The 12,484-nt window shown below is 67.6% G+C and carries 17 protein-coding genes and 1 pseudogene; 4 read left to right on the plus strand and 14 right to left on the minus strand.

Annotated features, from left to right (window positions below; translation table 11 throughout):
- The 3 genes from ABZ807_RS32275 to ABZ807_RS32285 form a co-directional block, all read right to left on the minus strand.
- On the minus strand, positions 1-527 hold a 527-nt coding region (locus tag ABZ807_RS32275; RefSeq protein ID WP_357166606.1), incomplete at its 3' end, for a transposase.
- A 71-nt stretch (positions 528-598) separates the two neighbouring features.
- The gene (locus ABZ807_RS32280) at positions 599-796 is read right to left on the minus strand and encodes a hypothetical protein (protein ID WP_357166609.1); all 198 of its coding nucleotides are present in this window, start codon (positions 794-796) and stop codon (positions 599-601) included.
- Complete coding sequence (locus ABZ807_RS32285; RefSeq protein WP_357166611.1) at positions 789-1,058, minus strand: AbrB/MazE/SpoVT family DNA-binding domain-containing protein; 270 nt, start codon at positions 1,056-1,058, stop codon at positions 789-791. The genes ABZ807_RS32280 and ABZ807_RS32285 overlap by 8 nt, the downstream gene beginning before the upstream one ends.
- A gap of 677 nt (positions 1,059-1,735) precedes the next feature.
- Between ABZ807_RS32285 and ABZ807_RS32290 the strand changes: the two genes are divergently transcribed.
- On the plus strand, positions 1,736-2,587 hold the full coding sequence (locus ABZ807_RS32290) for a hypothetical protein (RefSeq protein WP_357166614.1): 852 nt from the start codon (positions 1,736-1,738) through the stop codon (positions 2,585-2,587).
- 671 nt (positions 2,588-3,258) lie between these two features.
- On the opposite strand, the gene ABZ807_RS32295 is transcribed toward ABZ807_RS32290, so the two are convergent.
- The 5 genes from ABZ807_RS32295 to ABZ807_RS32315 all read right to left on the minus strand — a co-directional run bounded on the left by ABZ807_RS32295 (position 3,259) and on the right by ABZ807_RS32315 (position 7,211).
- Entirely contained in the window at positions 3,259-3,993 is a 735-nt protein-coding gene (locus tag ABZ807_RS32295) for a hypothetical protein (RefSeq protein WP_357166617.1), read from the minus strand.
- Between the two features lie 58 nt (positions 3,994-4,051).
- Positions 4,052-4,849 carry a DUF5984 family protein gene (locus ABZ807_RS32300; RefSeq protein WP_357166620.1) on the minus strand — a complete coding sequence of 266 codons (798 nt, stop codon included), beginning with the start codon at positions 4,847-4,849 and terminating at the stop codon, positions 4,052-4,054.
- Complete coding sequence (locus tag ABZ807_RS32305; RefSeq protein ID WP_357166623.1) at positions 4,842-5,270, minus strand: hypothetical protein; 429 nt, start codon at positions 5,268-5,270, stop codon at positions 4,842-4,844. Before ABZ807_RS32305 ends, ABZ807_RS32300 begins: the two co-directional genes overlap by 8 nt.
- Positions 5,251-6,087 (minus strand): TIGR02452 family protein, encoded by an 837-nt coding sequence (locus ABZ807_RS32310; protein WP_357166626.1) that lies wholly within the window; start codon positions 6,085-6,087, stop codon positions 5,251-5,253. Before ABZ807_RS32310 ends, ABZ807_RS32305 begins: the two co-directional genes overlap by 20 nt.
- Positions 6,088-6,383: 296 nt before the next feature.
- Entirely contained in the window at positions 6,384-7,211 is an 828-nt protein-coding gene (locus ABZ807_RS32315) for a hypothetical protein (protein WP_357166629.1), read from the minus strand.
- A 469-nt stretch (positions 7,212-7,680) separates the two neighbouring features.
- On the opposite strand from ABZ807_RS32315, the gene ABZ807_RS32320 reads away from it, so the two are divergent.
- Positions 7,681-8,196, plus strand: a complete 516-nt coding sequence (locus tag ABZ807_RS32320) for a hypothetical protein (protein ID WP_357166631.1) — start codon at positions 7,681-7,683, stop codon at positions 8,194-8,196.
- Positions 8,197-8,377: 181 nt separating this feature from the next.
- Positions 8,378-8,536, plus strand: a complete 159-nt coding sequence (locus ABZ807_RS32325; RefSeq protein WP_357166652.1) for a CPCC family cysteine-rich protein — start codon at positions 8,378-8,380, stop codon at positions 8,534-8,536.
- On the opposite strand, the pseudogene ABZ807_RS32330 reads toward ABZ807_RS32325, so the two are convergent.
- The 5 genes and pseudogenes from ABZ807_RS32330 to ABZ807_RS32350 all read right to left on the minus strand — a co-directional run.
- A pseudogene (locus ABZ807_RS32330) lies at positions 8,534-8,755 on the minus strand (ADP-ribosylation/crystallin J1); the annotation flags it as partial. The gene ABZ807_RS32325 and the pseudogene ABZ807_RS32330 overlap by 3 nt on opposite strands.
- Before the next feature lie 289 nt (positions 8,756-9,044).
- Complete coding sequence (locus tag ABZ807_RS32335; protein WP_357166634.1) at positions 9,045-9,578, minus strand: hypothetical protein; 534 nt, start codon at positions 9,576-9,578, stop codon at positions 9,045-9,047.
- Between the two features lie 38 nt (positions 9,579-9,616).
- Entirely contained in the window at positions 9,617-10,210 is a 594-nt protein-coding gene (locus ABZ807_RS32340; protein WP_357166637.1) for an SMI1/KNR4 family protein, read from the minus strand.
- Positions 10,207-10,752, minus strand: a complete 546-nt coding sequence (locus ABZ807_RS32345) for a CbrC family protein (RefSeq protein ID WP_357166640.1) — start codon at positions 10,750-10,752, stop codon at positions 10,207-10,209. The genes ABZ807_RS32340 and ABZ807_RS32345 overlap by 4 nt, the downstream gene beginning before the upstream one ends.
- Before the next feature lie 13 nt (positions 10,753-10,765).
- Positions 10,766-11,203 (minus strand): hypothetical protein, encoded by a 438-nt coding sequence (locus tag ABZ807_RS32350; RefSeq protein ID WP_357166643.1) that lies wholly within the window; start codon positions 11,201-11,203, stop codon positions 10,766-10,768.
- Positions 11,204-11,283: 80 nt separating this feature from the next.
- Here ABZ807_RS32350 and ABZ807_RS32355 point away from each other — a divergent pair, with 80 nt between their 5' ends.
- Positions 11,284-11,709, plus strand: a complete 426-nt coding sequence (locus ABZ807_RS32355) for a DUF4259 domain-containing protein (RefSeq protein ID WP_357166646.1) — start codon at positions 11,284-11,286, stop codon at positions 11,707-11,709.
- On the opposite strand, the gene ABZ807_RS32360 is transcribed toward ABZ807_RS32355, so the two are convergent.
- Positions 11,702-12,484: transposase (locus ABZ807_RS32360; protein ID WP_357166649.1), on the minus strand; the 783-nt coding region annotated here is incomplete at its 5' end. The genes ABZ807_RS32355 and ABZ807_RS32360 overlap by 8 nt on opposite strands.

Consider the following 12,484-nt stretch of genomic DNA (forward strand, 5'->3'; position numbering starts at 1 on the left):
TCGATCTGTTCGGCGGGGATCCACTGCCGGAACCCGATCAACCCGTGCCCCAGGCCCTCGCGCACATATGACAGGTGCACGGTGTTGATGCCGTTGTCCACCCTGCCCGCACAGCCCATGTACCGCCGTTTCACCCCGCAGGTGGCGGTGCCGCGTTTCTGCTGGCCGGTCTCGTCCAACGCCCCCACCACCAACCCCCGACGCCGCCGATGGCCAGCCGCGGCAGACAGCCCGTCGACCACGAACCGGCGGACCACACATATCGCCTTGTCGGTATCCCACACCGCCCGGTTCAACAACCGCTGCACCCGATCCGGACTGCGGTCCCCGACATGCTCCGCGATCGTCCACCCGTTGCGTTTCGGCAGGTCACTGGCCACCGCGGACACGTACTTGTCGGCCTGCTGCCACGTCTGCACCCGCACGAAACACGCCTGCAGTTGCTGCATCAGCTCGGCCCGTAACCGCTTGCCCCGAGCACCCGCTATCCTGGCGACCGCAGCCGCCCTTGATTGTGTCTTCTTCACACGAACATGATCACCAGGGCGGCTGCGTCCACATTGCGCACCCCCCGCCCGCGAAAGCCCAACTCACACGGCTAATGGCGGCTGCCGTAATAGGCTCGCCGGGTGCCCTCACTGACCGCCGCCGCTACGACTGGAACGTATTCGGCGAACGTCGGTGCCAACGGGCGCTTCGTCGATGCTTCGATGAGGTCGGCCGGCGAGATACCCATCCTTGCGAGCAGCAGTCGAGCGGCATCCAACTCGGCCTGGCCCGCCGTGGTGTCACTCATCCCTGGTCACCGCCAGAGCAACAGTGTGTGCCTGGACGATCATCTGATCCAGGGCAGCAGGTGGGTGCACAACAAGGATCCCTGCGGTGGGGTCCGCCGCCAGCAGCACCCGTTCGCCGGACTTGAGTCCGCACCATTTCCGCACGGCTGCGGGCAGGTGCAGATGGCGTTGACCAGTGAGGGTGAAGATACCTTGCGCGCTCACGCGCACGACGACGAGTCCGGCGTCTTCATGGAATGAAGACGGGTACCAGATTTCCAACCAAGCGCGTGGACGATCGCGCGATCGGCGATTCGGCCACTGATGTCGATGGCGGCCAAGCCATACACCATCACGCCCACGCGTGGCGTCGGGAAATCTGGCAATGGAAGTGGCGGACGACGTAGCGATCCGTCTGGTCGCCGGCCGTCCCTGCGGGTTCGGTCCGACAGCGTCGCAGGAGGTACGAGGGCAGCGATCGGGGCATCAGCCATCGCGATCATCCTCACCGCAGACAGTCCCGATCGAGACCGCCGCAAGGGTGAGGTCCACGTGGTCAAGCGGGCTTGACCACCAGTACGTCAGATACAGCAGGGATGCTTCAAATCTGTGTCCGAGGGGGGATTCGTACACATGTTCGCGGCACCCATGCTTAGCATGGGTGCTCATGCCGTAATCCAATAGCAGTCAGCGGGCACTGTGGAGAGTTAGCCGGTGGTCGGAGTGGGCAGGACTCCGGACTACTCGTTACATGACGAAGCAAATGAAATATCGGGCAGGCCAGGCCGCAGCGAGGTGGTCTCCCGCCTCGGCACTTGCACCGCGTGCAGCGGCCGACACAGCGGCCGTCACAGTTGAGTCCGTAGCCGGTTCAGTGCCAACGCGCGCCTGGCTTGGCCTGTGGTCAGGAGTTGCCACGCAAAATGATGTTGTGAGGCTGGTTGCCAACGACCTTGGTGATGATCTTAGGTTTCATCGTGGCGATGGTGGCGGGCAACGGCTGGCGTTGGTGGCTGAGTGCGGGCGGCGCGGGGCTTGTGGTGCTGCCGCTCGGACAGGGTGCGCCTCCAGCCGCTGTAATGGCGGCGATCTGCGGCCTGATCGTCGTCAGTGCCTGGGCGTGGGGCACCCGTAGCGGCCGTGCCGTCGGCGTGGCTTTCGGCGTCGTCTTCATCGCGGTGCTGGCTGCCGTGTTCGCCGTCTCGCAGTGGCCCCGCAGCCTGATAGCCGCGCCGTGGCTCGACTGGTTCGCGGTGTGGTTGCTGGTCGGCGTCGTGTGCCTGGCCGCGTTGGTCATCGATCGGAGCGTTCACCCCTTCTCGTCCCCTTCCCGAGCCGGGTGGAACCTGGCGGCGGGCAGGGGTCGGTGGGTTGCCTCGGTGGCGACGTTGGCAACGGTGGTCCTGGTGTGCGGCTGCGGGCTCGGCGTCGTCGGGTCCGACGGCAACGGCAGGCTGCGGTTCCCTGCCCGTGATGACGAGGTCCTCCCACTGCCGACGTCGCTGCGCCTGGTGTCGGCCGACACCTGCGCCGATGGTGGCAGCAGCGGCAACTGCACAGCAACGTTCGTGGTGACGGCCGCCGATAATGCCGACCGGACAACGACCATTACACGGCTCGTCGAACACCTCCGCAGCCGTGGTTGGCCGCTCCAGCCCGACGGCGGCGCCTATCGCGGCTCCCGCGAGACCGGCGGGATCCTGAACTGGACATCTCACCAGATGTGGCTGTACGCCGACGTCGAGCCGGCATCGGCGCTGCAACCGGCGCCACCGCCGGACGCTGTCGTCATCTACATCGGCAACCTATGACACGGTCGCACCGCCTCGACCAGCACCGGGCGCAAGCTTGACTCTGCCCAACCATCGCGGCGAACGGCCAGGGCCGGTGCGCGGATCCGCGAAGTGTCGCATGCCCATGCCACGATGCCGTCCCACGGATCGGCCGAGGAAGGGGACATCGATGGGCGCTTCGGAGTGGCGGTACATGGTGGCCTACCAGGACGACGTGGGCGCTGCCCTCCAACAGCTGCGCCAAGAGGTGTACGACCGCGGCGAGTACTACCGGGAGCCCGCCGAGGGCGGATCCGACCTGGACCTGACGGAGGAGGAGTTTCGGGCGCAGTTGGATCCGCGCAACGACGACGACGGTTTCAACGACGCGATCATCGAGGACTGGCGGGAACGCAAACGTCGCCCGGTGCCCGTCGACCCGGACACCCTGTTGGCCGCGCAACCGCACTCCGGCACACATTCGATCATCGACATGATCAACGGGGTGTCCGATCGCCCCGGCTTCGCAACGGTGTCCCCGCTAACCAACGAAGAGCTGATCAAGGCCTTCGGTAGCACGACGCCGCCGTCAGATCAGGTCCAGGAGTGGATGAAGGCCGGCGGGGGTTTGCCTCCGGCGACTGACCACCTCCACGAACGTGACCTCATCGGCCCACACCGCCCTCGCCCAAGCGTTCGCACCGCACCAGCTATAGGCCCGTCGGGTGCGCGGACAGCCAGTCGCGATGCCGGTGCTGCAAGGCATCGCGCTCGGCCATTGAGGGCAGGATCACGTCCATGCCCCCGTCATAGGGGTGATACAGCCACCGCAGCCCGACATCCGCCACGAGCACGTTGCCGATCACATCGTCAGCAACCTGACGCAGCAGCGGATCCCAGCAGCCGACGGACCAGGCCGTCTGGCTGACGTACAAGTGCATATAGCTTTCGAAGCCCGGGTCATCGTCCATGCAGACGCTCGTCCAGTACCTGCCGTCCGGATGCACGGCCACGGTCTCCGGCGACCGGCAAGGCTCCTCCGGTTCCGGCCGATCAGAGTAGCCCGCCGTGACCATCAGCAGCGCGGAACCGGCCACCAACTCCGCCAGGACGCTGTTGTGACGAGCCAGAACGATCTCGTACTCGGTCTCGGTGTCCGGGTAGCGCTTGGAACCCGGCAGTGTGTGGAACCGCACCCACCGGTCCTGCACACCCCGAAGCTCGTACGGCAGCTTCGAGCACCCCGGCCACCGCTCATCCCACAACCTCGACAACCCGACCGTGTCAACCATGCCGGTCATCAGCCACTCCCCCATCCGCCACCGCATCGCCTTGCACTCGAAGGTTCGACCGGTCGATCCACTCCAGGTCGAAACAAATTCGCGCGCGGCGAGATGAAATCCCGCTTGGGTCAACGCAGACTCCCGCGCGGCCTGGTGTGTCATCCGCCCACCTGAACAGTGGCTTTAACCTGCGCTCCTGCGTCGCTGGCGTCGTTGATGGTCATGGCGCGCGTCTCAGCAAGGCTGCCCCGGCTCTGACGGCTGTCCAGTCGGTTTTCAGCCGTCGGTCCAGGGCGTGTTGCAGCCAGGTGGCGCGGTCGTGGTGCTCGGCACGAAGCGCGGTCAGGTCCAGCTCGACATCAGGCAGCACGATGCGCCGCTCTTCCAGCAGGGTGATCCGCTCGTGCATCGCCGCTATCAAGTCGCGGTCAAGATGCCGCACAGCGTCGATGAACTCCTCGGTGGTGAGGACCTGCCGGCCCCTCACCGGGCCGGCGAACGTGCCATCAATGTCCTGTTCGCAGCGTCGATTCCACCAGTCGACCGTCACCGCGTCGACGCCGTTGCTGATGGTGCGCCACCCGCGAATCAGCGGGCCGTTGCGCAGATAGCCCAGATCAATAAGGCGGTCGCCGTACCAGATCTCGGCGGTGAAGTCCTCCTCATACTCACCCCGCTCCGGCCAGCCGGTGGAGTCGGCTTCGATGAACGGCGCCAGGTCGGCGGGCACCGGCTCGAGTACCGCGGGCAGCAACTGCAACAGGTCCTCCCACAGCCGAACCACGTAGTAGTTGACGTAGGGCAGGCCCACATAGCCGTCGACCTGCCGGCGGCGCATCGTCTGGTCGGAATAGCGCAGCAGCTCGTGACCGTTTAGTTCGATCCAATACCAGCCATCGGTCAGACCGAACCAGTGCAGCGTTCGCCGATCCCGGCCCCAGGGATGCACTTGGGCCAGCGGGCGCAGCGCGAACCGGAACCGGATCCGTGGACGCAACCCACTGGCGACCTCAGCCATGCAAGCCACGCTTGCTCTGCTCGGGGCAATGCCCACCCCGCTCCCGCAGGCGTTGCAGCTTTGCCTCCAGCTGGCCGCCTCGGCCGCGTTCCAGCTGCTGCCGGCGTTCTAGAGCAGCCTCGACGTGGACACCCAACGGTAGGTTCGGCCACTTGCGCCACCGTCGCCGGCGCTTGACGTACAGCGTTTGCTCGATCAAATCCGCGACACGGTCGTCCACCGGACCAGATGCTCCGTCGAGCACCTGCCGGTCGTGGTGGCGGTTGGATCGGTTCGGGTAGCGCTTGTTACGGCGGATGCTCTTGCGGGAACTCTTGTCGTTTTCGCCGTAGTTGTTTCGCCGGTCGTGCTCGTAGCTGAGCTGCTTCTTTTCCTGCGGGGTCCGACGGACCCTGCGACGCTCACCCCCGATCGTTACCACCCGCCGATTTCACGGCAGTCCCTGGGAAGCGTTCCACGAACGTGCGATACACGGGTGTGCCCGGCAGTCCGTCGCGGATGGCGAACACCACGTGGTCGAATCGGTCGACCACCTGCAGCGCGTCGGCGAATGCGTCGGCAACGGTGGCGGGATCGTTACGGAACACCCCGCACCCCCACGCGCCCAGCACCATCGTCCGATGCCCGTGCGCAGCCGCGACCTCCAGCACCCGCCGGGCACGCCGGACCAGCACCGCCGGCACATCCGCGGCGTGCTCGGGCTGGTTGCGGAGGATCGCGCCCAGGTTCGGCGCCGCAGCGGTCAGAAAGGACGTCGTGTACGGCTGGTCGAGTAGGTTGCCCCTATCGTCCCGGAACACCGGCACGCCCGGGGAGTAGATGAACCTGTCGCTGTAACGCAGATCCCGCTGCCCTCGGTGGAACGCATAGAACTCCGGCACGGCAAGTAGACACGGGTACAGCGCCGACGAGCGAGCGATGCTCTCCTCCTGCGCCTTCGCCCCACCCAGGAACCCGCCACCCGGATTCTTCGCCGACGCGAACACCAGACACGCCGCACCAGACCCAAGCCGGTAGGCCGCCTGCAACGTCGACTCGTACGTCATCTCCACCTTGCCGGCACCGGGCTCCGCGTCCCCCACCGCGAGCACCTCGTCCGGCAGGTACTCACGACTGCCGGCGACCGCGGCACGTACCGCCGCGCCGATGCCGACGTCATCACCGGCGCCATTGCGATAGCGTCCCGACTCGGCGATCGCCACCGTCTGCCGAGCGATCTCACGAAGACGACCGCTCACCGGTACACCCGGTGAATCGGAAGGTGAAGGGCCCGCACAGCCAGCAGGCTAGGCAGGCAGGGCGGCTACCGACAAGGAGTTTCCCCGACCCTGCTCGAGGCTGTGGAAGAGCGGCTCGTTACCGAATCCATGCACCGGCCTTGCCGACGTGAGCCTGCGGGGCAACGAGAAAGGGTCCGCCAAGGCGTTGACCTGCCGAGCCGATGCCGGTGGTCGTGTCCCCCTTCGTCGCCTGATGCACAGCGCTGGTCGTGCATGAGCGACGATGACCGAGCCGCGAACCGGCCATGGCGCGGTCAGCGATGATCTTCCGCCCATGCAGGGTCGGCCAGGGCTGCTGCGCGGTTCCATGCGGGTACGCCGCCGGGGAGCATCCAGGCCCGGGTAGGTTTCGCGCCGAAATTCGGCGTCACGAGATCGTCGGCGAGCCGCCGTTGCTCGGTGACCAGAGCGCCCGCGGCTCCCGGCGTGCCCTTCGCGATTTCGCGTTCGATGTGGGTGACGGTCTCGACATGACGGCGCACCGACCACGCGTTCCGCCGGTCCACTTCGTCGGCGTCGACGACCGCCGTCAGCGTCACCAGTGGTGGTTCGACCACCTCGGCCAGGCACGCGGCAAGCCGGTCATGCCCGTCGAGGAGCAGATAGCAGTCGAGGCTACTCACCCACCACAACAGAATCGGCGGCACCGTGCCGTCGCGGACCTGCTTGCGGTACGCCTTTACCCGCGCATCGTCGTGCCGGGACATCGGTCGCATGGGGAGCACGAGACCGCTGCCGCCGTGGCCGTACCAGTCAAGCTCACCGGCACCATCGTCGACCAGCAGCTCGGACCACCGGTCAGCGATGGGGGCGGGCTTGAAAACCGACCCGCACGCCGCCACATACCGCAGGTACGGTGCGCTCGCCTGCAACAACCACCGGCTCGGATACAGCGGCCCGACCCTGCTGGTGGTGAGCAGGTCCGCGAACCGGTACGCCCATCGCATGTCCCGGTCGGCAGCCGGGGCCCCGCCGATCTGGCGGGTCTCCACCGATCGGATAGGTGGCATGACCGACCTGTAGCCGTTCAACCGCAGGTAATCGACATAGTGGTATGCAGCATGCTGGCGGGCAAGGAACACGACCGTCGATCCCTGCCGGATCTGAAGACGCCTACCCCCAGTGACCTCCACCGCAAGTCCCGCACGTCGGGGCGCAGACGTGACATCGAGGAGCAGCCCGCACCAACGGGCGCCAAGGATCAGATCTGCACGGTGAGCGCGGACACCGCTGGTACCACCCTGGATATCCTCAACATCCACGCCGCCGTTCTACACGACCACCAGCATGACCACGACCAGATATCCGCAGGCTCCACCCGAGTTCGAGCCCACCAGGGCAAGCGAATCCTGCACGGCTGCCCAGGGCATCCAGCCGTCCCCTCAGGCAGCCGAACGGTACGCCGCGTCTCACAGCCCTCCGACGCCACCCCGTAGCCCCTGAGCCTCACCAGCCGGCTGCTGCGGGCCGCACCGCCCTGCCCGCACCGTCATGCGATGATCTGCCCGCTCAACCGTGAACGGTCACCGCCCTGAGATCGGGAGATCAATCGTGGGGTTCTTCGGCACCTACCTCTTCGACGGACACCGGTGGACAGCACACCAGCCTGCCGAACAGCCGACCATCCCGGAACCGTGGCTGCTCGTCGACATCCATGACAGCGACATCGCGACGCTCACCTACCGTCCGCCGGGCCCCGGCAGCGGCGTCGCCTATCTCGGCGACACCCCACGCACGTACTTCGAGAATCCGGACGCCTCGGCCCCAACCGACGTGGCCCGTGAGGCTGCTGGCCTGGGCGCCTGGTGGGCACAGCAGCACGGCGGGGCGAGCGACACCGAACGCAGGGCGAAAGAAGCCGAACTGGCCGCCTACCTCGCCGAGGACCTCGACCCAGCAGACATCGATCTCGACGACGAGGACGATGACGACCTGGACGACGCCGAGATCTTCGTAGAGGTCAAGACAGCACGGTTCCTCGCGGCGCTCGACCTGCCCGTGCCCGACGACCTACCCCCGATGACCACCCCAGCCGCGGGACGGGACCTCCACGACCCAACCGTGTGAGCCACGCCAGCATCCGCATATCGGCGGTTACCCGCTACCCCCGATCCGGTGCGGGTCGACGCCGGTAACCCACACCACACCTCGTAGACCGTCCTAGGAAAATGCCATGACGCATCCCCAACCGCACTACCGCCACCGCGCCGCCCGCGCCGACCGGAGCCGGCCCAGGTAGCCCACTCGGGTGCGGGCCCGTTGGCCGCCGGTTGCGGCAGGAACGGGGCTGCGCGGGGTCGTCCGTCCTGTCACGATCGACGTCGTAAGTTGGGTCTTCCCGTGTCCGTGCTGCGGGCACCTGACCTTCGCTGAAGGGCCGGGCTCGTATGAAATCTGCCCGGTGTGAGGCGAACTCACGGTCGACCTCGAACCGGGTGACGTAGCCGACGCCGGAGGCAGGCACGTTCCAGTCCCGGGCGATCATGATCGCGTACTGCTCGTTGAGGACCGGGTAGAAGATCGGCTGGTCGGGCAGGCGCGGCGGCCACGCCTTCCAACCGGAGGCGCGCACCAGGTCGAGCTCCTTGGGGCCGGTTGGCCGCCACAAGGTCATCGTGTCGGTCACGCTGTCTCCTTCCCTGGCCGAGGCAGGTTACTGGCAGGTTCCGAGCAGTGGCCAGCGGTTTCTCTTCGAATCACGGGCATGGGGGTCAAATGGGGCCTGCGGCGCCGGCGGCCCGGAGTACACCGCGTCAGCTTGGCGGTACGGGCGCTCCGGATCGTCACCGCCCGTACCGGGCTGGGCGCCGCCGATGATCGCGCAGGTGGCGTCGATGTCACCGCTGGCGCTGGCTACTCGGCGCGGTACGTCACGCGCTTTCGGAAGGGCCGCGTAGGTCAGGCACTGTGCCAGGTCAACGGGAGGCATTCCATGCCGTCGGCAGTTCCCCACCGCACGCAGCGCAGGTGAAGTCGTCGTCCTTGACGATGGCGAGCAGGTCGCAGACCGAGCAGCGCCGAAACTCGAACGCCGTGGTGAACCCGCCGGGATGCCGCAGGCCCGCCCTCTCGCACGCGGCAGCCACGAACGGCCACGAGGACGGCTCGGGGCAGTACCCAGTCGACTGGTTGCTCACCTCGATGACCGTCCAGCCCGTGTCCTGCCCGGCAAAGGTGATCTCGCCAGCGCTGAGCACGGGTCGGCCGCCCGAGCAGGCGACATGCTCGCTGCGCCTGGGCGCGAGCCGCAACCCGCCTGCCACACCGACGACGAACGTGTGCGGCTCGGCACGCTCGGCCGGGCTCAGTGTCGCCAGCCACTCGACCAGATCGCCGGCCGAATCGATCCGGCAGCCACCGTCCTCGCGCGACGCCGCGGCAAGCACATCGGCCGGACCGATGCAACGGTAAGGGCGCTGGTGACCAGTCACGACCTGTGCCACAGCCACGAAGTCTCACCTCTCGGACCGAGCCGTGCCAGCCGTTTCTACAGGTCGCCGGCTGCGCCCGTGGCGGCGAACACCTCGACCGTGTCACGTAGCCGGTCGAGAAAGTCGGTCAGATTCTCTGCTACCACGTCGATTCGTGGGTCATCGCTGCGGTAGACACCGGCGACGATCTCGCCGGCAGGAAGCCGGTACACCGGCGAGTCGGTCACCGCGCCCGACGCGAACAGGGTGCCGCCGCCATCACTGGCGAACACGACCACGTCCTCGGTGAACCGCCCCCGGATCGACGTCACCTCCCTGCACGCGACCAGGCCGGGTTCGTGAATGAAGTAGCCGTTGCCGATGTCCGGCAGGCTCACTTCCCGCACCTGCCGGTACCACGCGAGCAGATCACCGGGCAGACGCGTGCCCGCGAGCGAGGCGAGTTCCTCCTCCCCCGCCGGGCCGCCGATCGTGTGCCGGCCGGGCGGGTAACCAAACCGGACTTCGAATCCCGGCAGCAGCCGGTCCAGGCGCGCGGTCACGTCCTCGCGCCAGCGCCGGATGTACGCCCCGTCCATCGGCAACCGGACCCGCCCGTCACCCGCCGACGCGCCGGCATCTGCTGACCTGTCCCTGCTGCCGCCGGTCATCCGATGTCCCAGGAGGCCAGGTGCACGCCGCAGTGCAGGCACCGGAACAGGTACGCCGTCGGCTCACCGCTGCGATCCATCCGCCGCAGCATCGCTTCGGCCTGATCCGCCGGCCACCCGAGCCGGTGCAGATCGTCCCGGATCATCTCCAACGCGTCAGGGTGGGCGCGTAGCTCCTCGTATCCGGCCGCGCCGAGAAACGCGGCGCCGTCGCCACAGTGATACCGCCAGCTCGGCTGCTGCCAGGAGTCGAACCCCGGCGTGCGTTGCGTGACCTCCTCGACGACGACGAACGGAACGTCTGGTGGCACATCGGTCGCGTCGGTGAACATGCATGGGAAGTCGGCGGTGCCCGTCAACGACCGCGCCGCCCCACCCGAGGCGATGCAGTGCAGGCACAGCACGTCGGCCTGGCGGCCGTAGATCGGCCCGGCGTACCGCCAGCCGCGCTCAACCCCGCACAGCACGCACGCCTCAACCGTCGGGATGGCCGATCCGGTCGCGACCGGATCGGGGTGGTAACGGAACCGCGGCTGTGTCACTCGACCACTTCTGTCAGACCCGGGCCATGAGCCGACCGCTGGGCGAGTAGTCGATTTTCCAATCGGCGTAGACCCCGAGGACGCCGTCCGCGGTGCAGCGCAACGACACCGACACCCACCGCACCTCACCGTCCTCGCGCAGTGCGAACCCCACCGCAACGTCGAACCGCTCACCGCCGCACAGGCAGGCAGCATCACCGGGATCGGCGTCCTCGGCGACGTCGGGGGCATCGAGCATGACGAACCGGTCACCGCACAAGTGGCAGGTACGGTCGGCGTAGCCGGCTTCGTCGTCGACCCGAACCCCGACCTCCGACCCGCCGCACCGCGCACACGCCGCGTGGACGACCCGGGCCACCGGATAGCCGCCCGCCCGGAACTCGCGCAGGTACGCGTCGAGTTCGGCCGCTGCCGTCTCCGGCCGCCGCTGCCCCGACCTGCCGATCGCCATCCGGGCACCATAGCCGCCTTCCCGCCCAACCTGTCGGTGGCCGGTGTGAAAATGCCGCGCAACCGATCTTGGGAGGCTTCGTGGGGACCTGGGACAGCGGACCGTTCGACAACGACACCGCCGCTGACTGGTGTGGTGACCTCGACGACGCCGACGTGGTCAAGCGCCCGGTGCTGGTCCGCGAGGCGCTGAGCCGGGCCACAGGCGAGGACGGCTACCTCGACGCCGACATCGCCTGCGAAACGATCGCCGCAGCCGCGATCGTGGCCGCGCAGCAGCCCGGCGGGCAGCCCATCACCTCCCCGTACGCGCCGGACTTCCTACGCGACGGCGGCCGCCTCGATCTACCCGACGACCTGGCGGTAATCGCGGTGAGGGCCCTCGACCGGATCATGGCCGCGGACTCCGAATGGCGCGACCTATGGCAGGACGCCACCGCCGGGGACGCCAACCCGGCCTTCGACGCCGTCTACGGCCTACTACGGCAGCCGCCAATTGCTAGCTGACCAGGGCGTAGTCCCGGTTCAGTCGGGTGCGTTGGTGGAACCAGCGGGCGCGGGCTTGGTGACGGCGTCGCCAGGTGAGCCAGTGCGTGTCGTGGTCGGGCGGTTTCGGGTGGTGGAGGGCGGTGGCGAGTAGTCGTTTGACCTCGGGGACGGTCAGCGGGATCAGTCCGGGCTCGGGTGGTGGTGGCTGGTCCGGGGTGTGCGGCGGTGGTGCCTGGGTGTCGGTGCGGTCGGCGAGGTGGGCGGCGGTGACCGCGCAGACGGCGAGGGCGGCCATGACCAGCACGGTATGCCGTGCGATCGCGGTGTAGAGGCGGGCCTGGCATTGGTCCAGGCCGAAGTGGTCCTTGCCGAACTCGAAGTCCTCCTCGACCGGCCAGCGCAGTCCGGCGGCGCGGATCAGCTTCGTCTTGGTTGTCGTCTGCCCCTCGGGCACGTAGCAGTAGTGGAACGCCAGTTCACCGCTGTGTAGGTGACGGCGGACCAGCAGGTGATGGCGGGGTGAGGCGGTGGCGATCCACGCCCACGCGTACCAGCGTTGTCCCTTCGACCCGGTGCCTGCTGAGCGGACTTCCCATCGGTGTGTGTCTGCGGCCAGCAGGGAGACGGCCTGCGCGCAGGTCATCCTGTCTCCGGATGGAAGGTTGATGATGAAGGTGGAGGCGACTCGCAGCACGTACGCCTGCCCGTGAGTCTCGAAGAACTCCCGCAACTGGGTGCAGTTGCCGTACACCTCGTCGCCGCAGGCGACGTCGAAGCGTAGGCCGTCGGCGAA

Source organism: Micromonospora sp. NPDC047548 (assembly GCF_040642975.1).
Lineage (GTDB): Bacteria > Actinomycetota > Actinomycetes > Mycobacteriales > Micromonosporaceae > Micromonospora.

What these genes read in the sequence shown, in the direction of transcription:
- ABZ807_RS32280 (WP_357166609.1), bottom strand. Translation starts at nt 796, where the DNA reads ATGAGTGACACCACGGCGGGCCAGGCCGAGTTGGATGCCGCTCGACTG.
- ABZ807_RS32290 (WP_357166614.1), top strand. Translation starts at nt 1,736, where the DNA reads ATGATCTTAGGTTTCATCGTGGCGATGGTGGCGGGCAACGGCTGGCGT.
- ABZ807_RS32295 (WP_357166617.1), bottom strand. Translation starts at nt 3,993, where the DNA reads ATGACACACCAGGCCGCGCGGGAGTCTGCGTTGACCCAAGCGGGATTT.
- ABZ807_RS32300 (WP_357166620.1), bottom strand. Translation starts at nt 4,849, where the DNA reads ATGGCTGAGGTCGCCAGTGGGTTGCGTCCACGGATCCGGTTCCGGTTC.
- ABZ807_RS32340 (WP_357166637.1), bottom strand. Translation starts at nt 10,210, where the DNA reads ATGACCGGCGGCAGCAGGGACAGGTCAGCAGATGCCGGCGCGTCGGCG.
- ABZ807_RS32350 (WP_357166643.1), bottom strand. Translation starts at nt 11,203, where the DNA reads ATGGCGATCGGCAGGTCGGGGCAGCGGCGGCCGGAGACGGCAGCGGCC.